At 41.2% G+C, this 23,949-nt stretch carries 24 protein-coding genes and 2 other annotated features; of the genes, 19 read left to right on the forward strand and 5 right to left on the reverse strand.

Going from position 1 to position 23,949, the window contains the following annotated elements; genetic code table 11:
• Positions 1-164: 164 nt before the first annotated feature.
• The 13 genes from ACXAEY_RS06045 to ACXAEY_RS06105 all read left to right on the forward strand — a co-directional run bounded on the left by ACXAEY_RS06045 (position 165) and on the right by ACXAEY_RS06105 (position 12,589).
• On the forward strand, positions 165-1,193 hold the full coding sequence (locus ACXAEY_RS06045) for a glyceraldehyde-3-phosphate dehydrogenase (protein WP_270179546.1): 1,029 nt from the start codon (positions 165-167) through the stop codon (positions 1,191-1,193).
• 274 nt (positions 1,194-1,467) lie between these two features.
• Entirely contained in the window at positions 1,468-1,857 is a 390-nt protein-coding gene (gene speD, locus ACXAEY_RS06050; RefSeq protein ID WP_270179545.1) for an adenosylmethionine decarboxylase, read from the forward strand.
• 118 nt (positions 1,858-1,975) lie between these two features.
• The gene (locus ACXAEY_RS06055) at positions 1,976-2,362 is read left to right on the forward strand and encodes a cytosolic protein (protein WP_474810871.1); all 387 of its coding nucleotides are present in this window, start codon (positions 1,976-1,978) and stop codon (positions 2,360-2,362) included.
• A gap of 74 nt (positions 2,363-2,436) precedes the next feature.
• Positions 2,437-2,895, forward strand: a complete 459-nt coding sequence (gene nrdR, locus ACXAEY_RS06060; protein ID WP_270179543.1) for a transcriptional regulator NrdR — start codon at positions 2,437-2,439, stop codon at positions 2,893-2,895.
• 108 nt (positions 2,896-3,003) lie between these two features.
• Positions 3,004-4,353, forward strand: coding sequence for a replication initiation and membrane attachment family protein (locus ACXAEY_RS06065; RefSeq protein ID WP_474810872.1), 1,350 nt, complete (start codon positions 3,004-3,006; stop codon positions 4,351-4,353).
• 28 nt (positions 4,354-4,381) lie between these two features.
• Positions 4,382-5,311, forward strand: coding sequence for a primosomal protein DnaI (gene dnaI, locus ACXAEY_RS06070; RefSeq protein WP_270179541.1), 930 nt, complete (start codon positions 4,382-4,384; stop codon positions 5,309-5,311).
• A 125-nt stretch (positions 5,312-5,436) separates the two neighbouring features.
• Positions 5,437-6,270, forward strand: coding sequence for a sporulation protein YtxC (gene ytxC / locus ACXAEY_RS06075; RefSeq protein ID WP_474810873.1), 834 nt, complete (start codon positions 5,437-5,439; stop codon positions 6,268-6,270).
• 315 nt (positions 6,271-6,585) lie between these two features.
• The gene (gene thrS, locus ACXAEY_RS06080) at positions 6,586-8,523 is read left to right on the forward strand and encodes a threonine--tRNA ligase (RefSeq protein ID WP_474810874.1); all 1,938 of its coding nucleotides are present in this window, start codon (positions 6,586-6,588) and stop codon (positions 8,521-8,523) included.
• A gap of 274 nt (positions 8,524-8,797) precedes the next feature.
• A complete protein-coding gene (locus ACXAEY_RS06085; RefSeq protein WP_474810875.1) occupies positions 8,798-10,075 on the forward strand; it encodes an IS110 family RNA-guided transposase in 1,278 nt (425 codons plus the stop codon).
• An 848-nt stretch (positions 10,076-10,923) separates the two neighbouring features.
• Positions 10,924-11,048 (forward strand) — a sequence feature (ribosomal protein L20 leader region).
• A gap of 88 nt (positions 11,049-11,136) precedes the next feature.
• Positions 11,137-11,640, forward strand: a complete 504-nt coding sequence (gene infC, locus ACXAEY_RS06090) for a translation initiation factor IF-3 (RefSeq protein WP_270179538.1) — start codon at positions 11,137-11,139, stop codon at positions 11,638-11,640.
• Positions 11,641-11,662: 22 nt separating this feature from the next.
• Positions 11,663-11,863, forward strand: coding sequence for a 50S ribosomal protein L35 (gene rpmI, locus ACXAEY_RS06095; protein WP_224878695.1), 201 nt, complete (start codon positions 11,663-11,665; stop codon positions 11,861-11,863).
• Between the two features lie 42 nt (positions 11,864-11,905).
• Entirely contained in the window at positions 11,906-12,262 is a 357-nt protein-coding gene (gene rplT, locus ACXAEY_RS06100) for a 50S ribosomal protein L20 (protein WP_270179537.1), read from the forward strand.
• A 57-nt stretch (positions 12,263-12,319) separates the two neighbouring features.
• Positions 12,320-12,589: a DUF1294 domain-containing protein gene (locus ACXAEY_RS06105; protein WP_474810876.1), complete on the forward strand. Its 270-nt coding sequence runs from the start codon at positions 12,320-12,322 to the stop codon at positions 12,587-12,589.
• 18 nt (positions 12,590-12,607) lie between these two features.
• Here the strand turns inward: ACXAEY_RS06105 and ACXAEY_RS06110 are convergent, their stop codons facing one another.
• Together ACXAEY_RS06110 and ACXAEY_RS06115 are read right to left on the reverse strand one after the other, a co-directional pair.
• The gene (locus ACXAEY_RS06110; protein ID WP_474814747.1) at positions 12,608-13,645 is read right to left on the reverse strand and encodes a cytochrome d ubiquinol oxidase subunit II; all 1,038 of its coding nucleotides are present in this window, start codon (positions 13,643-13,645) and stop codon (positions 12,608-12,610) included.
• 16 nt (positions 13,646-13,661) lie between these two features.
• On the reverse strand, positions 13,662-14,984 hold the full coding sequence (locus tag ACXAEY_RS06115) for a cytochrome ubiquinol oxidase subunit I (RefSeq protein ID WP_270179535.1): 1,323 nt from the start codon (positions 14,982-14,984) through the stop codon (positions 13,662-13,664).
• Between the two features lie 143 nt (positions 14,985-15,127).
• Between ACXAEY_RS06115 and ACXAEY_RS06120 the strand changes: the two genes are divergently transcribed.
• Complete coding sequence (locus ACXAEY_RS06120; protein WP_474810877.1) at positions 15,128-15,700, forward strand: TVP38/TMEM64 family protein; 573 nt, start codon at positions 15,128-15,130, stop codon at positions 15,698-15,700.
• A gap of 37 nt (positions 15,701-15,737) precedes the next feature.
• Here ACXAEY_RS06120 and ACXAEY_RS06125 read toward each other — a convergent pair whose 3' ends face one another.
• Positions 15,738-16,133: a sigma-w pathway protein ysdB gene (locus ACXAEY_RS06125; protein ID WP_270179533.1), complete on the reverse strand. Its 396-nt coding sequence runs from the start codon at positions 16,131-16,133 to the stop codon at positions 15,738-15,740.
• Between the two features lie 92 nt (positions 16,134-16,225).
• On the opposite strand from ACXAEY_RS06125, the gene ACXAEY_RS06130 reads away from it, so the two are divergent.
• Together ACXAEY_RS06130 and ACXAEY_RS06135 are read left to right on the forward strand one after the other, a co-directional pair.
• Positions 16,226-16,720, forward strand: a complete 495-nt coding sequence (locus tag ACXAEY_RS06130) for a dUTP diphosphatase (RefSeq protein ID WP_474810878.1) — start codon at positions 16,226-16,228, stop codon at positions 16,718-16,720.
• Between the two features lie 82 nt (positions 16,721-16,802).
• Entirely contained in the window at positions 16,803-17,888 is a 1,086-nt protein-coding gene (locus tag ACXAEY_RS06135) for a M42 family metallopeptidase (protein ID WP_270179531.1), read from the forward strand.
• A 621-nt stretch (positions 17,889-18,509) separates the two neighbouring features.
• Here ACXAEY_RS06135 and sspI read toward each other — a convergent pair.
• Positions 18,510-18,716, reverse strand: a complete 207-nt coding sequence (sspI, locus tag ACXAEY_RS06140; protein WP_270179530.1) for a small acid-soluble spore protein SspI — start codon at positions 18,714-18,716, stop codon at positions 18,510-18,512.
• A 140-nt stretch (positions 18,717-18,856) separates the two neighbouring features.
• On the opposite strand from sspI, the gene ACXAEY_RS06145 reads away from it, so the two are divergent.
• The 3 genes from ACXAEY_RS06145 (at position 18,857) to pheT (ending at position 23,450) form a co-directional block, all read left to right on the forward strand.
• Complete coding sequence (locus tag ACXAEY_RS06145) at positions 18,857-19,606, forward strand: TrmH family RNA methyltransferase (protein ID WP_474810879.1); 750 nt, start codon at positions 18,857-18,859, stop codon at positions 19,604-19,606.
• Positions 19,607-19,660: 54 nt separating this feature from the next.
• Positions 19,661-19,878: a binding site (T-box leader), on the forward strand.
• A 107-nt stretch (positions 19,879-19,985) separates the two neighbouring features.
• Positions 19,986-21,020, forward strand: a complete 1,035-nt coding sequence (gene pheS / locus ACXAEY_RS06150; protein WP_270179528.1) for a phenylalanine--tRNA ligase subunit alpha — start codon at positions 19,986-19,988, stop codon at positions 21,018-21,020.
• An 18-nt stretch (positions 21,021-21,038) separates the two neighbouring features.
• Positions 21,039-23,450 carry a phenylalanine--tRNA ligase subunit beta gene (gene pheT / locus ACXAEY_RS06155; protein WP_474810880.1) on the forward strand — a complete coding sequence of 804 codons (2,412 nt, stop codon included), beginning with the start codon at positions 21,039-21,041 and terminating at the stop codon, positions 23,448-23,450.
• A gap of 62 nt (positions 23,451-23,512) precedes the next feature.
• Here the strand turns inward: pheT and ACXAEY_RS06160 are convergent, their stop codons facing one another.
• Positions 23,513-23,884: a cytochrome-c oxidase gene (locus ACXAEY_RS06160; protein ID WP_474810881.1), complete on the reverse strand. Its 372-nt coding sequence runs from the start codon at positions 23,882-23,884 to the stop codon at positions 23,513-23,515.
• Positions 23,885-23,949: the final 65 nt, after the last annotated feature.

Genomic DNA, 23,949 nt, shown 5'->3' on the forward strand with positions numbered 1-23,949 from the left:
TTTAAGTGAAATTTTAATTATAGCTAATTAGGTGTCATACACCCATATCTCCCCTTTTTGCATAAATGGTGTAAATAAATCTTTTAAAACGCATATTATATGTTATACTAATCCTGAGAAAAACAAAAAAGAGTATAACACATAAATGGTGGGAGGAACGCTGGATGAAATCAAGAGTAGCGATTAATGGTTTTGGACGAATTGGGCGTATGGTATTTAGAAAGGCGATTACAGAAGAGAGTTTAGATGTAATAGCAATTAACGCCAGTTATCCACCTGCAACATTAAGTCACCTTATTAAATATGACAGTATTCACGGTACGTTCGATGGAGAGGTTACCCCTGTTGAAAATGGGATTAAAATAAACGGTAAAGAAATCAAAGTCATTAGTGATCGTGATCCTAGTAATCTCCCATGGAAAGATTTAAATATAGATATCGTAATCGAGGCAACAGGTAAATTTAATTCTAGAGATGGTGCAGGCCTTCATTTGGATGCCGGTGCAAAGAAAGTTATTATCACAGCGCCAGGTAAAAATGAAGATCTGACAGTTGTTATGGGGATAAATGAAAGCGAATACAAACATGAAAAGCATCACGTTATTTCAAACGCTTCATGTACTACAAACTGTCTTGCTCCAGTAGTCAAAGTACTAGACAAATCATTCGGCATCGTGACAGGAATGATGACTACGGTTCATGCCTATACGAATGATCAGAAAAATATTGACAACCCTCATAAAGACTTAAGAAGAGCGAGAGCGTGTGGTCAATCCATCATTCCGACAACGACAGGTGCTGCAAAAGCAATTTCAAAAGTGTTGCCACATCTAGAAGGAAAACTTAATGGTATGTCACTTCGTGTACCAACACCGAATGTTTCGCTTGTGGATTTAGTGGTTGATCTTAAGAAAGACGTAACTGTCGAAGAAGTGAACGACGCATTAAAAGCTGCTTCAGAAGGACCTCTTCGTGGAATTCTAGGCTACTCCGATGAGCCGCTTGTTTCCATCGATTACAATGGTGATTCTAATTCATCGATCGTTGATGGGTTATCCACGATGGTTGTAGAAAAGAACAAAGTAAAAGTACTTGCATGGTATGACAATGAATGGGGCTACTCATGTCGAGTAGTGGATATGGCAAAGTATGTTGGCGAGAAAATTCCCAGCAAATCCGAAGTAAGCGTTTAAGAAAGAAGCAGGGGCTAGACACCCTGCTTCTTTTTATTTTGTATCGGTAATGCTATTAAAGAGAGGCGAATCGTATTCCTTTAATCCCGAAAAATTTTGTAGTTGCAAATCTATTTTAAAAGCATTATACTATTTTTCGTGAACTTCTTTTATAGCAATTTGGCGTTGAAAACTACTTAAAGGGTTAGGACCTCATCGGACTAACTTTCCCCCGTGGTGGATTTTCAATACCGCATGCTAACCGCATGAGTAAAAATTAAAGGGGGATATTTAAATGGAAACAATTGGACGACACGTTATTGCTGAGTTATGGGGCTGTGACGTCGATAAGCTTAACGATATGAAACTAATCGAAGAAACGTTTGTAGAAGCGGCACTTAAGTCTGGAGCTGAAGTTAGAGAAGTTGCATTTCACAAGTTTGCACCTCAAGGTGTGAGTGGAGTAGTCATTATTTCTGAATCACATTTGACGATTCACAGTTTTCCTGAGCACGGTTATGCAAGTATCGATGTGTATACCTGTGGCGATCTTGATCCAAATGTTGCTGCGAACCATATTGCAGATGCGCTTGGTGCTGATACGAGAGAAAACATTGAATTACCTCGTGGAATGGGCCCAGTTAAACCTAGACTTAGAGAACAGGAATCAGCGTTTACTTCATAAACTATACGAAAAAATCAAGGAGTGCGAATGCACTCCTTTTTCTTATGCATACATTGCTTAGTGAATTGATTTCTTTACCGTTTCTTGCTATTCTAAAAAAAAATAAAGGAGGAACACGGTGGGGATAAAAGATTTTTTTACGAATAGAGCAGAAACAGGGGAAAATCACCCGAATGAAGCATTAAAAACACATTACTTTAAAACAACGAAGGAACAAGGTTATAAAGCAGCTAAGGAAGTACTTCTAAAACACTTTAAAGGAGAAATAGTAACAGATTCTATCGATCGAGGAGAATTTGTGTTCCAAATAAATGGTGGAAAGAAAGCTCTTATCGTTGTAACTGTCGTGTCCGTAAGACCTTACAGAACTGCAATAGATTTCTCTGTATCGACAGAGACGCCATTGCCTGTTGATTTCGGATATAGCAAACGCGTTATCGAGACAGCATATCAAGCTCTACAAAAGCAACTCACATTTTTAGGAACAGGATATTCCGATTCTTAATAGGATTAGTGCACTTCTTTAATTTATGCTAAAATAAGATATAGAAATCTTGTGCGTTTGGTGGAGATGATCTGATGCGTTGTCCCAACTGTAATATAAATGGAACACGAGTACTGGATTCAAGACCTGTTCACGATGGCAGGTCTATTCGGAGACGCCGTGAATGTGAATCCTGTACATACCGTTTTACAACGTTCGAAACGGTAGAAGAAATTCCGCTTATCGTTGTGAAAAAAGAAGGAACAAGAGAGGAATTTAGCAGAGATAAAATTCTTCGAGGATTAATAAAAGCGTGTGAAAAAAGACCTGTTCCTCTAGAAACTCTTGAAAAAGTTGTAAATGAAATTGAACGTGACTTACGTAATCAGGGAGCTTCTGAGATTAGCAGTGATGTTATCGGTGAGCTTGTAATGGATCAACTTGCCAGAGTGGATGAAGTTGCCTATGTAAGGTTTGCTTCAGTTTATCGTCAATTCAAAGATATCAATGTATTCATTAAAGAACTAAAAGAGTTGATAAACAGAGCGGAGTAAAGAAAGAGAGCTTAGATTAAGCTCTTTTTTTGTACGTTAAGACGACCTAATAAAGACTAAATTTAGTAGTGAAGTACAATAATAAGATAGAAGATAAAGGTGAAGCATATGCATTGGAAAGAACTACTACCTGTTGATACCCTTCAAGTGGAGGCTGCTGGCCTTCTTCATGAGTATGATAGAAAGATCCTAACTCTCTTATATCAGCCCTTAATCGGTGCAGAGGCATATAGTTTGTATATGACGTTGTGGAGTATGTATGAACATCAAGATCATGGATCAATGACGCATCACAGCCTAAAGGTTATGCTGAGGTGGGATTTGAAGAAGGTTTTAGAAGAAAGAAAGAAATTAGAAGGAATCGGTCTATTGAATACGTATTTGAAAACGGACCAGGATCCGAGACACTTTGCGTATGAATTACATCCACCTCTAACGCCAGAGCGCTTTTTCAACGATGGTGTTTTAAATATTTACTTATTTAATAGACTAGGCAGAAACCGATACAATGAACTGAAAAAACATTTCTCAAGAAAGTTGATCGATAGAGATGAATACGAAAACGTTACTGCTTCGTTCAATGATGTCTATGATTCCTTACATCCTTCCGAAATGGTTATGGCTGATGAAAATGATGAGCCACAGGTTCCAGCGGTTGGCAGAAGTGAAAACAAAGGGCTTGTGTTCAGTTCTCCCCGTTTTGATTTTGAAGTGATGAAGCAGCATATTTCTGATATGATTGTATCAAATCAAATGCTTAATAAGTCTGTTAAACAGACGATCGAGCGTTTAGCTTTCGTGTATAAAATCGAGCCATATGAAATGGCTCGAATTGTTGAACAAGCTGCTATTCATCATGATATGTTGACTGAAGATTTACTGCGTAAAGAGGTTAGCAGCTGGTTTGCATTAGAAAACAAAGGGAAAGTTCCTGCGCTTCAACTGAGAAAGCAGCCTGAGGAATTACAAGAATTTCATAAGAAAGAGCCATCAACCCAGGAAGAAAAAGCTGCCCAACGATACGAACAGATGACACCATATGACATCTTGCAAAGGGCTGCTGGAGGTGGTAAGCCTTCACAAGCAGATATGCGAATGGTTGAACGAATTATGGACGAGCAGAATTTAACTCCTGGTGTGATGAACGTACTGTTAGACTTTATTCTAGAAACGCAGGATAAGAAGCTATCGAAAAACTACGTAGAGAAGTTTGCAAGTCATTGGGCTAGAGCGAATGTGAAGACAGTGAGAGAAGCGATGGACTTGGCGATTAAAGAATTAGAACAACCATCACCTAAGAAAGCGAATAAAACTTCTAACCGTAACAAGACTTCAGCAAGGAAAGACAAAGTACCGGAATGGATTTCGAATCCAAAAGAACCGGAAATGTCTGAGGACGAACGCGCTGAAAAACAAAAGCAGCTACAAAAGTTTCTAAGCAAATATAAAAAAGACTAATATAAGTAATGAGAGCGGGTGAAAATAGATGGAATCCATTCAAGAATCTTTTAATAAAATGCCTGCAAATAATAAATTTCAACAGAAATATAAGGAAATGAAAAAAGCAATTTTGTCTGATCCACATATTCGTGCATTTTGTGCAGAGAACGAAGAAGTCGATGAAAAAATGATCGACCGAAGTCTCGCCAGACTATACGAATACACAACGCAAACGAAGGGCTGTGAAGGGTGCGACGGACTATCTAATTGTGTCAACATGATGGACGGGTATGAACCTGAGCTATTTATCAATAGAACCGTGATCGATATTCGATACAACCGATGCCCTACTAGGATTCAAGAAGAAGATAATAAGAAACGCAATGAGATGGTAAAAAGCTATTACATTCCTAAAGAAATCCTGAACGCATCTTTTGCTGATATTGATGATGACGGAGGCAGAATCGAAGCGTTTCAAGCTGCTGATCAATACGTTGAAGATTTTGTCCCTGGTGAAACGTCTAAGGGACTGTACGTACATGGCGGCTTTGGAGTCGGGAAGACTTTTCTCCTCGGTGCGATTGCGAATCAGCTTGCAAAAGAAAAAGGGGTTCAATCTCAGTTCATCTATACACCTGACTTCTTTAGACAAATGAAGAGTGCGATTCAAGATCAGTCGATCGATGAAAAACTAAACTTCCTAAAAGAAACCCCTCTTCTTATTTTGGATGATATTGGGGCAGAGAATATCTCTACATGGGTTCGTGATGATATTTTAGGAACACTGCTTCAATACCGGATGACGGAGGGACTCCCTACACTTTATTCTTCAAATCTTGATTATGATTTGCTTGAAGAACACCTTGCTTATTCAAATAAAGCAGGGGTCGAGTTAACGAAAGCAAAACGAATTATGGAACGAATCAAACATTATACGACGCCCATCTTTCTTGAAGGGAAGAACAGGCGGAAATAAGGCACGATCTCTTCTTGCGTTGAAGCCATCCACTAGTTGTGGGTGGCTTTTTTATTGTTTCATTCATCTTTCCTGTAGTTCGGCCATATAGATGCTAATAAGAAGGTGGACAGGAGGGGGAAAAGTTGGTTTCACTTACGTTCAAAAACAAAGCAGACTATGACGTTGTACATGCAGCTCTATGCCTGAGAGGGAAAGAGACACTTGAAAATGAAGCAGAAATGGTTCTTTCCATACCGATTGAGCCATACGATTCAAGAACGTGTTTTGAAATTGCCGATTGCCTCGCCCACTGTGTTAAGACCACCTATGAAAAGGTATGGATGCAAAATATTTTAAGGACTAGCTATTATTTTAAAGATCGTGAGGAAATTGATGAGATCTGCGGTTTAGCAAGAAGCATAGGCGATGGGGATCGCATCGACGTCCCAAGAACTGAGGGATATCGTGAGAGGTTTACTATTCTTCGAGATGCAGCATTTGGTTGTATTGAGCAAGGAGGTACGATTTCGTTTGACTCATTTCTAGTTTTTAGGACGAGACCCTATCAAAAGCTTCTCTCTGCTTTAGTTGCAGAAGCAATTGATGAATACAAACTCGAGCAAGAGTATCAGAACTTCATTGAAGCACTTAGGCAGCTGCTGCAGCTTAGGACTCCGAAACAGAAGGAGGTGAACCTTCTTTTCGATGGGGAGTATCACCTTGTAGATGAGAAGGGGGTCAAGCTTGTTGTTGATTCAATGGACATGTATTTTGAAGAGCTTCCGAATGAATTAACAACTGATGAAATCGACCCGGATATTTTGTTACCGCTTTTATATTTAGCACCCGAAGAAATAAATATATTTACAGATGATATCGAAGAGGGACTGACTCAGACGATTCGTAATGTTTTTCAAGAGCGATTACGCTTTTTCCCATTTCACATGTCTAAAATATTTTTTTCGGGAAATCATTAGAAATAGGCTTGATTTTATGTAGTCAACTACTTATAATACCTACATAAACGTATATTGAGAATCGTTATGATAAGGATATGAGATGCTTTGTCAGCTTCCAGAGAGGGATGAAATGGTGCGATCATCCTAGTGTGAGAAGTATACTTACCACCTTTGAACACCGCTCAGGAAATAGTGCGGCGTTTGTGCTACGTTACAGCAGTCTGAGCCGCCTAGGATGATATCTTAGCGGGAAGCAGGGTGGAACCACGAGATCAACACTCGTCCCTTTTGGGATGGGTGTTTTTTATATGCATAAAAAAAGGAGTGAGGAACATGGCTGAATTAGTAAATATTACATTTCCTGATGGTTCTGTTAAGGAGTTTAATAAAGGTACGACAACAGAAGAAATTGCAAGCTCAATTAGTCCGGGTCTAAAAAAGAAAGCCGTGGCAGGTAAACTAAACGGTGAAACAATTGATTTACGACGCGAAATTGAGGAAGATGGAGCGATTGAAATCGTAACTCCTGAAAGTGAAGATGGGTTAGAAGTTCTTCGCCACAGTACAGCTCATTTAATGGCACAAGCGATCAAACGTCTTTTTAAAGATGTAAAACTTGGTGTAGGTCCTGTTATTGACAGCGGTTTTTATTACGATATCGATTGTCCTGTTTCCATTACACCAGAAGATCTTCCGAAGATTGAAAAGGAAATGAAGAAGATCGTCAACGAAAACCTTGAAGTGAAACGTAAGGTAGTCTCTCGTGACGAAGCTAAAAAGATGTATGAAGAAATCGGAGATGACCTGAAGCTTGAGCTATTAGAGGCTATTCCTGCTGATGAGGACGTTACGATCTATGAGCAAGGTGAGTTCTTTGATCTTTGCCGTGGACCACACGTACCTTCAACTAGTAAGATCAAAGCCTTTAAGTTGCTTTCGATTGCAGGAGCTTATTGGAGAGGCGATAGTGATAACCAGATGCTTCAGCGTATCTATGGTACAGCATTTCCAAAACAATCACAGGTTGAAGAATACCTACAATTGTTAGAAGAAGCGAAAGAGCGTGATCACCGTAAACTAGGAAAAGAATTGAAGCTCTTTACAATTTCTCAAGAAGTAGGACAAGGTCTTCCGATCTGGCTTCCTAGGGGTGCTACAATTCGTCGTACAATTGAAAGATACATCGTAGACCTAGAAGAGCGCTTAGGGTACAACCACGTTTATACACCACACCTTGCCAACGTTGAACTGTATAAAACAAGTGGACACTGGGATCATTATCAAGAAGATATGTACCCAGCGATGAAAATGGATGAAACTGAGGAGCTAGTTCTTCGTCCGATGAACTGCCCTCACCACATGATGATTTACAAAAACGATTTGAAGAGCTACCGTGGCTTACCTTATCGTGTGGCTGAGCTTGGTACAATGCATCGTTATGAAATGTCTGGAGCACTTGCGGGTCTTCAACGTGTACGCTCGATGACATTGAATGATGCACATATCTTCTGTCGTCCGGATCAAATCAAGGAAGAATTTATCCGTGTTGTTAAGCTCGTACAAGAAGTTTACGAAGACTTCCAAATCAATGACTACTATTTCCGTCTTTCTTATCGAGATCCAGAAGATAAGAAGAAATACGTTGATAATGATGAGATGTGGAATAAGGCACAGGCAATGCTGAAAGAAGCGATGGATGACCTTGAAGTCGAGTACGTAGAAGCAGAAGGCGAAGCGGCATTCTACGGTCCGAAGCTAGACGTGCAGGTGAAGACTGCTCTTGGTAAAGATGAAACATTATCGACTGTTCAGCTTGACTTCCACCTTCCTGAGCGCTTTGACCTATCTTATATCGGTGAAGATGGTGGCCAGCACCGCCCAGTTGTTATTCACCGTGGTGTCGTTTCCACTATGGAACGCTTTGTTGCATTCTTAATTGAAGAATACAAAGGAGCATTCCCTACTTGGTTAGCACCTGTACAGGCAGAAATCATTCCAGTTTCTGAAGTTCATCTTGATTATGCGAAGAAAGTTCAAGAGAAGCTTCAACGTGAAGGCATTCGCGTGGAAGTGGATGAGCGAAATGAGAAAATCGGTTACAAGATTCGCGAAGCTCAGATGCAAAAGATTCCTTACATGCTAGTTGTAGGTGATAAGGAAGTCGAAGGGGACGCAGTTAACGTGCGCCGCTATGGTCAGCAAGATTCTGAGACAGTTGCTCTTAGTGACTTTACTGCTAACATTGAAAATGAAATCAAGAATAAAAAGTAATGAGAAGCTGGCTTAATGCCGGCTTTTTCTGTTTGTGGATAAACATAGATCGTGTGGTCCCGATCCCGTAGGAGCTTGAATACCTCTTGCTTTCCTGTGGACGAACGCCCGAGCCTCAAATCGGACAAAATCGGTCCGCTCCGAGTCTCGAACGCCCGTTGGACCACGGGAGAATTCCTGTCAGAAAAGGAATCCTCTATTGCATACAAAAAAGCCCTCCGTTATGATGCATTCGTACCTAACCAAAGTACAATCATCAAAAGGAGGGCTCTTTTTGGATAATAAACGGAATCAACGATTAAATCAAGTGACAAATCAAACTCTCGTCATTGGCATCGACATCGCGAAACACACTCATTATGCGTGCGCAGTTGATGATCGCGGGAGGGAATTAAATCAACCTTTCAAGTTCAAACAAAGCGAGGATGGGTTTCATTCCTTGTATCATGAACTTCATAGCTTACTTCGGCAATATAAGAAAGATAAGATTTTAGTTGGATTTGAACCTACAGGTCATTACTGGCTAAATCTAGCTTCGTTTCTTTTAGATTATGATGTTCCTTTTGTGGTCGTTAATCCAATGCACGTCCACCGAACGAAAGAATTTGATGATAATCTTCAGACAAAGCATGATAAAAAAGACGCAAGAATTATAGCGAAGCTCATTACAGGTGGCCACTTTAGTTTTCCTAGAATACCTGATGGCGTTGAAGCTGAATTAAGGAAAGGATCTACGTTGAGATGGCAACTAAAAGAAGAACAAGCTAGATTAAAGAATCGAATGATTCGTTGGCAGGATCAATACTTCCCCGAATTTTCGACGGTCTTTAAAAGCTTTGGCCAGCTGGCTTGCGCCATCTTAAAACATACGCCTTTACCAGAAGATATCGTTGGAGTAAGTTCGAAAGAACTTGCGAATGTATATAAGGACAAGGCAGGCCTCTATGCGCCGTCTCAAAAGAAAATTGAGAAGCTACAGCGATTAGCTGAGCACTCTATTGGGGTTACGAATGGTATAGAGATGGGACGATTTGAAATAAATAGCTTGATGGATCGTTTTACCTTCCTCAAAGATCAGCTCGAAGAGTTAAATCAGCGCTTATCTGTATTAGCCCAAGAAATGACCGAGTTTGAGTACCTAGTCTCTATTCCAGGAATTAGCGAAAACACGGTTGTTGATTTACTTGCCGAAACCGGATCCTTTACACAATATGAAAATCCACGCCAACTCATTAAGCTAGCGGGATTAACATTACGTGAGAACTCTTCTGGTAAGCATAGGGGGCAAAAGAGAATATCCAAACGAGGGAGGAAAAGGTTGAGGAGTCTCCTCTACAAGGCTGTTCTTCCTTTACTTCAAAATAACCCTGTATTCTTTGATTTGTACTCGTATTATATTTCGAGAAAGGAAAATCCTCTGAAAAAGAAGGAAGCGATGGTTGTGTTATGCAGCAAGCTACTTAAGATCTTTTTCGGTCTTTCAAACCACCATGTATACTTTCGAGAAGATAGAATGAGGAATGACCTCCACTGTCTTAAAAACGTATCGTAGCGACTACTTTTAAGCTCGATCAAACACATAGGCATGACACAGAGAAGCTGGCGCAGATCTTGACTTTCAACCTAGAGTTCATACGGGAGAATAATGCCGGCCTCTGCCTTATGATGAGACCTAACGAAGGAATGTAGACGCATGACGTCAAGAGACATGGGAGGGTTCGTCCTCATAAGCAAGCAGAGATCAAATGTGCACATATATATTTCTGTAAAAAAATTACATGGATCAGCAGGTTAACACGTCATCCACTTCCTTATATTCCTAAATAAGGAATTCCCTGTAGGGACTTAGTTCCTACAGGGAAATTTAAAAAGATTTTTAACCCTATTAAACACTGGTACATCAACATTTCCGGAGGGAGTCACGAGGTATTCCCTCCTACTAAAACGCCATAAATCAAAATTAAACTTTCCGACCTATAATACTAACAATTTTTTGCTATCAATTTGAATGGTTTATTCTTTGATTAAGACTTCAAATAAAGTGGATTGGAGCGGAAGGGTGCTCGACTCCTGCGGGACAGGTGAGATCCCACAGGAGCGTAAGCGACGAGGAAGCTCACCGCCCGCCCCGCGGAAAGCGAGCATCCTGGAGCGCAAATCACCACTATCACATTAGCGGATAGTTCTTAAGATCTTTTCAACAGATGTCTTATGCCAGCTTTTTATGTTAAGATTGAAAAGGCGATTGAGTAATTGCTCAACAATTTAAAAAAAACACTTGTCAGCGTCAGGAAAATCAGATATGATAATCAAGTGCGCTTCAAATGAATTCTTTCATGTCGCCTTGACATAGTTTGAAACAGCATGGTATACTGTCTTAGGTAAATTAAATATCGGAAACAAAGCAAGCAGAAGCGCCCGCTTCTCACCTGATTGACGCCGTTATGGCAGTTTGCAGGTATCATTGTTTATGTACTATGTAGAGAATGTGTGGGTGTCGTATGCGCCGACGCTTTTTTTAATGCTTTGAACCGGATAAATAATTTAAGGACATCTTGTTAGATGATCACATCGAACAATTAACCATGGAGGTGGCTGATTATTAGTAGAGACATGAACGTCAATGAGGGCATTCGTGCCCGGGAAGTACGTCTCGTTGGTGCAGACGGAAACCAAATTGGTGTGAAATCAAAAAATGAGGCATTAGATATGGCTCGAAACGCAAATCTTGACCTGGTTATGGTTGCTCCAAATGCAAAACCTCCAGTATGTCGTATTATGGACTACGGAAAGTTTCGCTATGAGCAGCAAAAGAAGGAAAAAGAAGCGCGTAAGAAACAAAAAGTTATTACCGTTAAAGAAGTTCGCTTGAGCCCGAATATCGAGGAGCATGACTTCAATACGAAACTTCGTAATGCTCGTAAGTTTCTTGATAAAGGCGATAAAGTGAAGGCATCGATCCGTTTCCGCGGTCGTATGATCACGCATTCTGATATCGGTAAAAAGGTGCTTGAGCGCCTTGCAGAAGATTGCAAAGATATTGCAACGGTTGAGTCCAAACCAAAAATGGAAGGACGCAGCATGTTCCTTATCTTAGCACCAGTCAGCGAAAAGTAATTCTTTAAGGAGGAACTCTCTCATGCCAAAAATGAAATCTCACAGTGGAGCATCAAAGCGTTTCAAGAAAACTGGATCAGGTAAACTTAAGCGCAGCCGTGCTTTCACTAGCCATATGTTCGGTCATAAGACTCAAAAGCAGAAGCGTAAACTTCGTAAAGCTTCTCTAGTGTCTGCTGGTGACTTCAAGCGTATCAAAGCGCTAATCTACAACAAAAAGTAATCGTAAAATCATACATTGATACACAATTAGGAGGGGTTTAGTATGCCAAGAGTAAAAGGTGGCTACGTAACACGTCGCAGACGTAAAAGAACGTTAAAACTTGCAAAAGGATATTTCGGATCTAAGTCTTTACTTTTCAAAGTTGCTAATCAGCAAGTTATGAAATCAAACATGTACGCTTATCGTGACCGTCGTCAGAAAAAGCGTGACTTCCGTAAGCTTTGGATCACTCGTATCAACGCTGCTGCTCGCATGAACGGACTTTCTTACAGCCGTCTAATGTTCGGTCTTAAGACTGCTGGAATCGAAGTAAACCGTAAAATGCTTGCTGAGCTTGCTATCAGTGACGAAAAAGCATTCGCACAACTTGCATCTAAAGCAAAAGAAAACTTGAAGTAATTAGATAAGCCATCCTCATGATATGAGGGTGGCTTTTTATATAAGGAGATTGAATTGATGATAGCTATAGTGCTTTACATCGTGTGCATAAATGTGTGTAGTTACCTGTTGATGGGAGTCGATAAACGTAAGGCCAGAAAACGTAAGTCCCGTATATCTGAGAAAACATTATGGACTTCGTACATACTAGGAGGAGCGATCGGCGGTTATCTCGGAATGAAGCAATTCAGACATAAAACAAAGCACGCTTCGTTTCAGTATGGACTGCCACTAGCAGTCATTCTAAACGTTGCGTGCGTTGCAGGAATTTATTACTTAATGAAATGAAGCATTACTAGCACATACTCAAGATTCGTTCTGTTTTAAATACCGTTTATCTTTTAGAAAAAGGCGCCAGAAATAGATAAAACCAGGAGTCAATATGAAGAATGCAACGATGTAGGTGATGATCAATGCACGAAATGTTGCAGGGTTTGTAAAACCTGTTTCGATCGTCACATCTGGATAGACAATGTAAGGCAAGTGTGCTGATCCATACGCATAGCTAGCAAGTAGATATTGAATAACGACGCTTACCATTGCCAAACGTGGGATGCCTTTTCCGTTTTTTCTAGGAATAAACAAGGCGATGTATCCAATAAAAAACGTGATGATCGATCCTACTAACCAAGGGGTGAAATCTAATAAGTTCTCATAAAGCCAGTTCGCTTCAAACCGGATCGTCAGCACGATGAGAGCAGCCATCGCAAGGGAGAGAGGACCTACTAGGATCGCGTCTCTTCTATAAATTTCATATGCTTCTGAATCCCCAGCAACGTTTGAGTAGTCCGCTAACAACAGAGAAGATAGAAACAATGTGCTAGAGATGGCGAAACCCATAAACGCATAAACGTTAAAACTAGAAAAGAGTGCGATCATATCCAGACGACCAACCCCATCTGAAGGTGTGATGAACCCTCCTTGTGTGATAGGTAATACTGCAATTAATAGAGCAGGAATGAGAAAACCTGTAATTCCTGAAACAAGAGTTAGGAATTTCTTGTACTGCTCATTAGCGGAGTGTGAAAAAACAAGAAAGGCACTTCGAATCGCAAGAAAAAGTATGATGAGGCTTCCAGGTATGAGTAAAACAGTGCCGAGTGTAAACGTAGCACCGGGAAAAAAGCTGAAAAGCGCAACGACAATCGCGACGATAAATACGTTTGTTACTTCCCATGAAGGAGATAAGTATCTGTTTGCGATGGAGGTAGCTTTCGTATTTTTCTTGTTTAGATAGACCATTGCCCAAAAGCCTGCCCCGAAGTCAATCGTTGCCATAACCGCGTAAATAAAAACAATCCCCCATATTAGTGTGATGGCATATAGTGCCTCTGACATGTCAATAACACCTCATTTTTAATTAGTGATCTAGCTCTTGTGCTACCGGGTTCTTCTTGAAGTAATAACGTAAGACTAGAACCGTAGAAATCATTAGAATGATATAGATGATTAAAAATAGCACAAATAAGAGTCCGATATTGCCAGAGGTCGTTACAGCATCTTCTGTTTTCATAACACGGTAAATAACCCATGGCTGTCTCCCAGTACAAGCAAAGATCCACCCAAATTCAATTGCCGTCATTGCAAGGGGTCCAGCTGCAATAAAGGCCCACATAAGCCATCGTGGAAAGCTTCGTTTTTTGAGTAGCCTGTACCACGTGAATCCCGCGATCGAGAGTAAGATTAGCAGTGAGCCAATCCCGACCATCGCGTTAAATAACGTGTGAACGAAAAGAGGAGGCCATTCATCTTCAGGAAACTCTTCAAGTCCTAGAACTTCCGTTTCAAAAGAGTCATCTGCTAGATAACTTAAAGCCCATGGTATTTCGATCGCCCACTTTACTTCACGTTCCTCTTTATCTGTAAAACCACCAATTGCTAGCGGTGCATGCGTTTGTGTTTCGAAAAGCCCTTCTGCTGCTGCAAGCTTTTCAGGTTGATATGCATGCAGCTGCTGGGCTGATTCATGTCCATTGAGCGATGTTAATAGCGAGAAGATTCCTCCGATCGCTAACCCCATCATCAATGCTTTATGGTGAAATTTATATTCTCTTGAATTCCCTTTGAGGCGAATCATTTTGTAGGCGGCAATTGAAGCGATAACGAATGCACCGGTCATCAATGCTGAAACAGTAACATGACCAGCCGTTACGATGAACGAAGGGTTGAAAAAAGCTTCCCATGGATCTACATTAACGAATTTGCCATCTATGAAATCGAAACCAGCTGGAGTGCCTTCGAAAGCATGAACATTCGTAATCAGAATGGCAGAGGCACTTGCGCCAATAGCAACTAGCGTTACGCTTACAATTCTCATAAGAGGAGATAGTCGATCAGCAGCGTAAACATAGATTGACATAAACAGAGCTTCTAGAAAGAAAGCATAGATTTCAATTTGGAACGGAAGCGCGATGACACGGCCGACGGCTTCCATGAATCCGGGCCATAGGAGGGAAAGTTGGACCCCTGCAATCGTTCCAGTCGGAATGGCGACTCCAAGAAGAACTGCAAACCCCTTTGTCCAACGTGTTGCCATAATAGCGTAATCTTTGTCTTTGGTCTTTTGGTACATCAGCTCAGCTACAAGAACCATCAGCGGTAGACCTACACCTAAGGTGGCATAGATAATATGTACGCCCATCGTCATTCCAAAAAGTGAACGGGCTATTACAAGCTCATCCATTTAAACAGCCTCCTCATACCGTATTGGTGAAATGCTCACTTATTGTCCACCTATTTCCAAAAAAATATTCTTTCACCTAACCGCAGGTTTTGACATAACTGCTCGTCTCATGTCATAAACGTAAAGGAGAAGGGGGGAACATCATGAATGAGCTTGTCCTGCCTCTCATCGAAGTTGTTTCTAACAGTGGAGTCTATGCCCCGCTCTATTTTATTGTATTGCACTTCTTACGTCAGTTTATCTTTGTGCCCGTCAGCGTCATTTGTATGGCAGGGGGAGTATTGTTTGGCGCGGTGTATGGAACAATCTATTCCGTCATAGGAATTACGGTCGTAAGCATCGTGTTTTATTTTTTGATCAAGCGCTCTCCCTTGTTATTTAATAAGGTCACTACATTAAAGAAAAAATGGATGAAAAAAAGGATGCCTATGTCGGTTGGACAAATCGCAATTTTAAGGTTAATACCATTTGTGCACTTTCATTTCATTTCACTTTGCTTGATCGAAGTTTCAAAAAATTTTAAGGAATATTTACGATCATCTTTTCTTACAAATATCCCGCTCGCTTTGATGTACTCATTTTTTGGAACAGCAATCAAAGGGTTAGAACCCATGTTGATTGTTTTGATCATGATGGGATTGGTTATTTTATTTCACTTATTAAGAAGACGAGAATGGATCATGAAGTGGGATGAATTTTTTCAGCCTGTTCGATAAAAAAGACGACCTTGCCACGTGGCAAGGTCGTCTTTTATTATGAATTTTCTCTATGACGAAGAAACTCTTTAACTGGACTTTTCCATTCGATTTCAGCACATGGATACCGCAAGTCCATTTCTTTTTCCAGGAAATAAAAATCTTCTTTCTCTAGCAAATATAACTCAGAAGCATTCTTAACGCTCACAGAAATGGTAATGATATCGAAGGAGTTATCGGTCGTACCAAGGTACTTCTCTCCTTCAAACAGGGCTCCTTTGTACGTGACGAGAAAATTCTTTCGTACGTTCGACGTGTCATCTAAAAAATAGTATTGTTTATGATCGTAGGCTTTTTCAAGTTTTCTTTTAGGGTCGGCTAAAAAACGGATAACTGAGTACGCGATAAGTACCATTGCAGCAAGAATAACTAATCGAAACAGAACAATAATCATTTGGCAGCACCTCGTTTTCACTATGCTTCACTACTGTTTACGTTTATGATAAAGAAAGGTTTCAAAAAAATAATTAATTTAACGAGAGGACGATGAGATTGAACGTTAAACGTTTGTTTGAACTTCAAAAAGCATTGGACGAACGAATCATAGAAGAACATCAGCTACAGAATGACCTATTGTTTCATAGAAAGCTACTCGCTTTACAAGTAGAAGTGGGAGAGCTTGCTAATGAAACGAGGTGTTTCAAGTATTGGAGTACGAAATCGCCTGCTCCTAGAGATGTGATAGTAGAGGAATATGTAGACGGTATTCACTTTATACTATCGTTAGGTCTTGAACTTGGCATCTCCGACATTACAAATTATGAACAGCTCGATTCTAGCGGTTCTCCTGTTGATGCGTTTCAAAAAGTATATCATGCGATCGATGCTCTTGGGCAAAATCAAACCGAGGAGTATTTTAAAAAGTTGTTTGAAAAATATTTACAGCTTGGGGCTACACTCGATTTAAGTGTTAGTGAAATGGAAGATGCTTACCTGAAGAAAAACGAAATAAACCACCAAAGACAAAATGAAGGCTATTAGAACTAAAGCGTTCTCAATTGTGTAACATTTCTAAAAACGTTATAATGAACAATGAATGGATACATATAAGGAGGAACTACATATGACGAAGCTAGACGAAACGTTGCAGATGCTGAAAGAATTAACTGATGCGAATGGCGTACCCGGTAACGAACGTGAACCTCGTGACGTTATGAGAAAACATATTGAGCCACTTGCTGATGAAATGATGACCGATAACCTCGGCAGCTTGATCGCAATGAAAAAGGGAAGTGCGCAAGGTCCTAAAATTATGGTAGCTGGTCACCTTGATGAGATAGGGTTCATGGTGACTCGTATCGATGATAAAGGTTTCCTATGGTTCCAAACAGTTGGAGGCTGGTGGGAGCAAGTTATGCTTGCACAGCGCGTAAATGTTATGACAAGAAAAGGTAACATCATGGGTGTTATCGGTTCAAAGCCACCTCACATTCTTCCGGCAGAACAGCGTAAGAAATCGATCGACAAAAAAGACATGTTCATCGATATCGGCGCATCAAGCAAAGAAGAAGCGATGGAGTGGGGGGTTAAACCTGGTGATTCTGTCGTCCCTGTTTGTGAATTCACAGTGATGAACAACGAAAAGATGCTGATGGCAAAAGCTTGGGACAACCGTATTGGCTGTGCCATTGCAATCGAAGTGCTTCGTAAACTAAAAGGAGAAGATCATCCAAACACGGTATACGGTGTTGGAACAGTTCAAGAAGAAGTTGGGCTCCGCGGAGCAACAACTGCAGCAAACATGATCAAGCCTGATATCGGTTTTGCTGTTGATGTAGGAATTGCCGGAGATACACCTGGGGTATCAGACAAAGATGCTCAGTCGAAGATGGGTAAAGGTCCTCAAATCATCATGTATGATGCATCTATGGTTGGTCACAAAGGACTTCGTGACTTCGTAACCGATACTGCTGACGAGAACAACATTCCTTACCAATTCGATGCAATTGCAGGTGGCGGAACGGACTCTGGTAAAATTCACCTTACTGCGAACGGTGTACCGGCACTTTCCATCACCATCGCAACACGCTACATCCACACGCACGCAGCAATCCTGCACCGCGACGACTTCGAAAACGCTGTAAACCTCATCGTAGAAGTCATTAAGAAATTAGATGATGAAAAGGTGAAGGAAATTACGTTTAATTAAGAAAAGCGGAGTTTCGCGTTTAGACACGGAATCATTGGAGCGTTTGTAAAATAAAAGCCTCCAGCGCTTGTCGGACCTTACCGCCCCCTTTCGCTTTTCATGTCTAGCTACAGGGACCAGGCTCTCGAGTCGCTTCAGCTAATGGATTGAACACAAAAAGCGTGTTCATTCCATTAGCTTCCAGCGCTTGTCGAGCCTAAACGGTCCCTTCCGCTTTTCGATGTCTAGCTACAGCGGGCCAAATCCTCCGGTCGTTTCACCTTTGTGATTGAGACAAAAATCGTCTCATTCACAAAGGCTCCAACTCCCTGCGGATTTAGACGGCCCCTTCCGCTTTTCATGTCTAGCTACAGTGGGCAGGTCCTCGATCGCTTCACCTTTCAACCTGAACACAAAAATCGTGTTCAAATTGAAAGGTTCCAGCGCTTGTCGGACCTTACCGCCCCCTTTCGCTTTTCATTTCTAGCTACAGGGACCAGGCTCTCGAATCGCTTCAGCTAATGGATTGAACACAAAAAGCGTGTTCATTCCATTAGCTTCCAGCGCTTGTCGAGCCTAAACGGTCCCTTCCGCTTTTCGATACAAACACAAAATCCGGTGGCTTTTGCCACCGGATTTTGCTTATTGTACGCCTTGAGCCATGTAAGAGAGCATTTGCTGACGCTCGTCTTCAGGGGCTTCTTTCCAAAGGACTTCGAAAAGGACACCAAGACCTGGTAACATTTTTTCTTCACCGCTTTGGATCGCATCGAGAATCGTTGCCTCTATCTGATCCTCATTGTTACCAGATACGTTAGCAAGGATGGCTTTTCTTAAGTTAAGGTCCATGCTTTCCACCTCACCTTTCTCTTTCGCTTGTATACCAAGCAATCTTAGTATGAACGAAAGAATGGAATTTCATGAATTGCATTGGAATCTTCTCGATCTTGCGTCTATAATGGAATCATTGAAAAATGAAGGAGAGCACTATGCTTATTGAATCTGTGAAAAATCAAAAAGTGAAAGACTGGAAAAAGCTACAGACGAAAAAAGGACGAGAGAAAGCATCTTCGTTTCTAATCGAGGGACCTCATATTATCGAAGAAGCAGCGAGAGCAAATGCGCTCGTGCAAGAAATCATAATTTCAGAAAGCACTGATTTCGAGATTAATCTGTTTAAAGATCGACCAGCCGTCTATACTGTTACTGATAAAGTGATGAAAGAATTAACTGCAACTGAAACACCACAGGGCATTTTGGCTGTTTGTAAAATGTCTGAATCAAGTTTAGCAGAAACCGGAAAGTTTATTCTCTTAGATGCAATTCAAGATCCAGGTAATTTAGGTACGATCATTCGTACAGCACATAGCGCAGGATATGATGGTGTGTTGCTTGGTCATGGAACAGTGGACCTTTATAACAGTAAGGTACTGCGTTCTACTCAAGGATCTCTTTTTCACATCCCTATAAAAAAAGTAGATCTGCGCCACGCCGTGAAAGACTTAAAGGATGCTGGTGTTTCGGTTTACGCAACGGAAGTTAGCGGTGGAACTCCTTATCATCAGTTACAGGGTCCAGAGCAGTTTGCTGTGATTATGGGGAATGAAGCGAACGGCGTTTCAAAAGAACTCCAAGAACTTGCTCATGACAAGGTGTATATTCCGATCTACGGTGGGGCTGAATCATTGAATGTAGCTGTTGCTGCCGGAATCCTTATGTACGGGTTGATGCCTTCATAATCATGCTTGCAGACTGAGCGTTTTTTTTCTATAATTATAAAGAACTTCATTATATTAAAAACAATGATAGAGAGTAGTAAATTGCCTCTTCCTATTAAGGGAGGAAATGCCTTGACTGAGAGCATTTCTATAGGAACGCTTTTGAATTCACTCTGGAGTTGCCGCTTGATACCCAAAAGCGGACCGGTTATGAACCGTTATCGTTTACCAAGGCTGATGTTACATATCAGTGAATTAGGGTGGTACCGCGAACTCAAATCTTCGCCCCTTTCCGTGGGGCGAGGATTTTTTTGTTTTTTAAACGAGTAAGGTTGTCACAATTGTGTTGTACAAACTGAAGTAGGTATTTTTTACAAAGATTGAAATGGAGGTAAAAATGATGGAAGAACGGTTACAAACACTTAAAGAAGAAGCATTGTCTCAAATTGAATCTGCTTCTTCAATGAAGGAATTGCAAGATATTCGTGTAGCATACCTTGGAAAAAAAGGACCAATCACAGAAATTTTAAGAGGTATGGGAAAACTTTCTGCTGAAGAACGTCCGAAGATGGGACAGCTGGCTAACGAAATTCGCGCAGCGATCTCTGAAAAACTTGATGAGAAAACACAGGTGATGGAAAAAGCAGCTGTTGAGGAAAAGTTAAAGCAAGAGACCATCGATATTACATTACCAGGTCGTCCTGTCAATAAAGGAAACCATCACCCGTTAACGAGAGTGATCGAGGAGATTGAGGATCTCTTCCTCGGTATGGGCTTCTCTATTGCAGAAGGTCCTGAAGTGGAAACAGATTATTATAACTTTGAAGCGTTGAACTTGCCTAAAGATCACCCAGCTCGTGACATGCAAGACTCTTTCTATGTGACAGAAGAAACGTTACTTCGTACGCATACTTCACCGATGCAGGCAAGAACAATGGAAAAGTTAAACGGAGAAGGACCGGTAAAAATTATCGTTCCAGGTAAAGTTTATCGACGAGACACGGATGATGCGACTCACTCTCATCAATTCATGCAAATCGAAGGACTTATGGTCGGGGAAGACGTTCGCATGAGTGACCTTAAAGGGGTACTTCAAGCTTTTGCTAAAAAGATGTTTGGTGAAGAAAGAGAAATTCGTCTGCGTCCGAGCTTCTTCCCGTTCACTGAACCATCTGTAGAAATGGATATTTCATGCTTCAACTGTGGTGGAAGCGGATGTTCAGTTTGTAAGGGGACTGGATGGATTGAAATTTTAGGTGGCGGAATGGTACATCCAAATGTGCTCCGTATGTCTGGATTCGACCCTGAGAAAGTGACTGGCTTTGCTTTTGGTATGGGGCCTGAAAGAATTGCGATGCTCAAATATGGCATCGATGACATTCGTCACTTCTATACAAATGACAGCAGATTTATCAAGCAGTTCAATCATATATAAGCGTAAGGAGGAGAAACAATGCTCGTATCATTAAATTGGCTAAGTCAGTATGTAGACATTGAAGGATATTCAGCTGATGAATTAGCTGAACTGATTACCAAAGGCGGTATTGAAGTTGAAACAGTTGAAAGTTTGAACAAAGGGATCAAAGGCGTAGTGATCGGTCATGTACTTGAGTGCGCTTCACATCCTGATGCTGATAAACTTTCTGTTTGTAAAGTGGATATCGGAGAAGAAGAGCCTGTCCAAATTATTTGTGGTGCACCAAATGTGGCGAAAGATCAGTATGTTGCTGTCGCAAAAGTGGGGGCTGTTCTCCCAGGAAACTTCAAAATCAAAAAGGCGAAACTTCGTGGAGAACCTTCGCACGGAATGATCTGCTCTCTACAGGAACTTGGTGTAGAAAGTAAGCTCGTTCAAAAAGAATATGCTGAAGGAATCTTTGTATTCAGTGACGAGGTAACACCTGGTGAAGATGCTTTAGAATACTTAAATCTTAACGACACGATCCTTGAGCTAGGATTAACGCCAAACCGTGCAGACGCAATGAATATGATCGGTGTAGCGTATGAAGTAGGCGCAGTATTGAACCGTCCGATCTCACTGCCATCACCTGAACTTGTTCGTTCTGAAGAAAGTGCTGAAAATCATGTGTCCGTTCGAATTGAAGATGAAGAAGACGCCCCATACTATGGCGCGACGATCATCAAAGATGTTACCGCCCAACCTTCCCCGCAGTGGCTTATAAACAGACTTGTTTCTGCTGGAATCAGACCGATCAACAATGTGGTAGATATTACAAACTTTGTACTACTCGAGTATGGTCAACCGCTTCATGCTTTTGACTATGATCGTTTTGGGTCAAAAGAAGTTGTGATTCGCCGTGCGAAACAAGAAGAGAAAATTGTAACGCTCGATGATACAGAACGGACGTTATCAAGTGATCATCTCGTTATTACGAACGGTCATACTCCTGTAGCAGTTGCAGGTGTAATGGGCGGAGCAGATTCTGAAGTTCAAGGAGATACTACGACTGTTTTGCTTGAGGCTGCTTATTTTAATAGCAAGCTCGTACGCAAGTCTTCAAAAGATCTAGGGCTACGTAGTGACTCAAGCTCTCGTTTTGAAAAAGGCATCGACCGCAATCGTGTTGTTCCAGCAAGCGAACGAGCAGCACAGCTAATTCAGGACCTTGCAGGCGGTACGGTTTTAAGAGGTGTTGCTGAGCAAGGAGCTCGTCAAGTTGAAGCGAAAGATGTAAGTGTGGAAGTAGCTAGAATCAATCAAGTACTAGGGACAGAAATTTCGGAATCAGACGTTGCGGCTATTTTCGATCGCCTGCAATTTTCTTATAAAAATTTCGGTGGAACGTTTACCGTTCAAGTTCCTCCACGTCGTCCAGATATTACGATTACGGAAGACTTGATCGAGGAAGTTGGTCGTTTATATGGGTATGACAATGTACCAGCTACCCTTCCAATTACAGAAAGCACACCTGGACAGTTAACGGATTATCAAGTAAAAAGACGTCGTGTTCGTCGCATGCTTGAAGGAGCTGGACTTTACCAAGCAGTAACCTATTCCTTAACATCTCCAGCAAAACGTGTTTTCTTCTCAGACGAATCACCTGAAGCAATTCGTTTAGCTATGCCAATGAGTGAGGAGCGTAGTGAGCTAAGAACGAGCTTATTACCTCATCTTCTTGAAGCTGCTCAATATAATACGAATCGCCAGCTTGAGAATATTGCACTATATGAAACGGCATCAGTCTTCTTACCATCAGGATCAGAGCTTCCGAAAGAGGAAGAACATCTTGCAGGGGTAATGACTGGTTTATGGCAAGAGCATCCTTGGCAGAAAGAGAAAAAGCCTGCGGACTTCTTTGTAATGAAAGGAGTAGTGGAAGAACTAGCGGTTGACCTCGGACTTCAAGATCGTCTTTCTTTTGTTCGTGCTCAAGAGCCTAAGCTACATCCTGGAAGAACGGCAGCTGTTCATCTCGACGGTGAGGCAATCGGCTATCTTGGTCAACTTCATCCAGAAGTTGAAAAGGAACTAGATTTGAAAGAAACGTTTGTGTTTGAAGTAAACCTTGAGAAGATGTTAACTGCAAACGTGGAGCATCTTAAATACGCGAAACTTCCTCGTTTTCCATCGGTAACACGTGATGTTGCATTAGTTGTTGATGAGATGCTCGAAGCGTCCGAAGTAAAAAATGTTATTCAAGGCGCTGGTGGAAGCAAGCTAGTCGATATCAATTTATTCGATGTGTATCAAGGTGAGCATTTAGAGGAAGGTAAGAAGTCGCTTGCCTTCTCATTAAGATACTACAACCCAGAACAAACGCTAACTGAAGAAGAAGTGAAGCGTGCACACGATCGCGTACTACAAGCTGTCGAAGAGCAGTTTGGAGCGGCGTTACGTAGCTAAATACTTCATCTCTTTGAAACTCAAGGGCTGTCGAGTAATTCTCGACAGCCCTTTTCATGGTATCAGGTAGAAGATGCTTTAAGGTTTTTAAGAACATTGATTACAAAAAAGACGATCGATAGAAACAAAACAAAGCTCCCGATCATAACGAGTAGGATTAGAGAATCGTTTCCATAGAGCAGGAAACCAAGACCTAGCATGAATAAAGGAAGGGATAGGTTGAACAGCCAAAAATGAAGCTTTGCCATAAGGTTGTTGGAAATATCGAATTGGTGGTAGATCAAGCCGAAGGCAGCCATTGTTGCCCAACCAACTAAATTAACATGCGCATGTAAACCTGCTAGGGTATGGTCATGTGCCATTTCCATAAATATCCCTATCCCAACACCGATCAATAGGTACACAGCTGCTAATTTAATGAACGTAATTCCCATCATATCCTCCTCCAGTCTTTTTGCACTACTTCCAGTATATTGTAAAATGAGATGGGTATTACATC

The sequence above is a fragment of the Anaerobacillus sp. ABA4_114 genome (genome assembly GCF_056159065.1).

Coding starts and splice junctions, on each gene's coding strand:
- ACXAEY_RS06045 (WP_270179546.1), top strand. CDS start 165: ATGAAATCAAGAGTAGCGATTAATGGTTTTGGACGAATTGGGCGTATG.
- speD (WP_270179545.1), top strand. CDS start 1,468: ATGGAAACAATTGGACGACACGTTATTGCTGAGTTATGGGGCTGTGAC.
- nrdR (WP_270179543.1), top strand. CDS start 2,437: ATGCGTTGTCCCAACTGTAATATAAATGGAACACGAGTACTGGATTCA.
- ACXAEY_RS06065 (WP_474810872.1), top strand. CDS start 3,004: ATGCATTGGAAAGAACTACTACCTGTTGATACCCTTCAAGTGGAGGCT.
- dnaI (WP_270179541.1), top strand. CDS start 4,382: ATGGAATCCATTCAAGAATCTTTTAATAAAATGCCTGCAAATAATAAA.
- thrS (WP_474810874.1), top strand. CDS start 6,586: ATGGCTGAATTAGTAAATATTACATTTCCTGATGGTTCTGTTAAGGAG.
- infC (WP_270179538.1), top strand. CDS start 11,137: ATGAACGTCAATGAGGGCATTCGTGCCCGGGAAGTACGTCTCGTTGGT.
- rpmI (WP_224878695.1), top strand. CDS start 11,663: ATGCCAAAAATGAAATCTCACAGTGGAGCATCAAAGCGTTTCAAGAAA.
- rplT (WP_270179537.1), top strand. CDS start 11,906: ATGCCAAGAGTAAAAGGTGGCTACGTAACACGTCGCAGACGTAAAAGA.
- ACXAEY_RS06105 (WP_474810876.1), top strand. CDS start 12,320: ATGATAGCTATAGTGCTTTACATCGTGTGCATAAATGTGTGTAGTTAC.
- ACXAEY_RS06115 (WP_270179535.1), bottom strand. CDS start 14,984: ATGGATGAGCTTGTAATAGCCCGTTCACTTTTTGGAATGACGATGGGC.
- ACXAEY_RS06120 (WP_474810877.1), top strand. CDS start 15,128: ATGAATGAGCTTGTCCTGCCTCTCATCGAAGTTGTTTCTAACAGTGGA.
- ACXAEY_RS06125 (WP_270179533.1), bottom strand. CDS start 16,133: ATGATTATTGTTCTGTTTCGATTAGTTATTCTTGCTGCAATGGTACTT.
- ACXAEY_RS06130 (WP_474810878.1), top strand. CDS start 16,226: ATGAGATTGAACGTTAAACGTTTGTTTGAACTTCAAAAAGCATTGGAC.
- ACXAEY_RS06135 (WP_270179531.1), top strand. CDS start 16,803: ATGACGAAGCTAGACGAAACGTTGCAGATGCTGAAAGAATTAACTGAT.
- sspI (WP_270179530.1), bottom strand. CDS start 18,716: ATGGACCTTAACTTAAGAAAAGCCATCCTTGCTAACGTATCTGGTAAC.
- ACXAEY_RS06145 (WP_474810879.1), top strand. CDS start 18,857: ATGCTTATTGAATCTGTGAAAAATCAAAAAGTGAAAGACTGGAAAAAG.
- pheS (WP_270179528.1), top strand. CDS start 19,986: ATGGAAGAACGGTTACAAACACTTAAAGAAGAAGCATTGTCTCAAATT.
- pheT (WP_474810880.1), top strand. CDS start 21,039: ATGCTCGTATCATTAAATTGGCTAAGTCAGTATGTAGACATTGAAGGA.
- ACXAEY_RS06160 (WP_474810881.1), bottom strand. CDS start 23,884: ATGGGAATTACGTTCATTAAATTAGCAGCTGTGTACCTATTGATCGGT.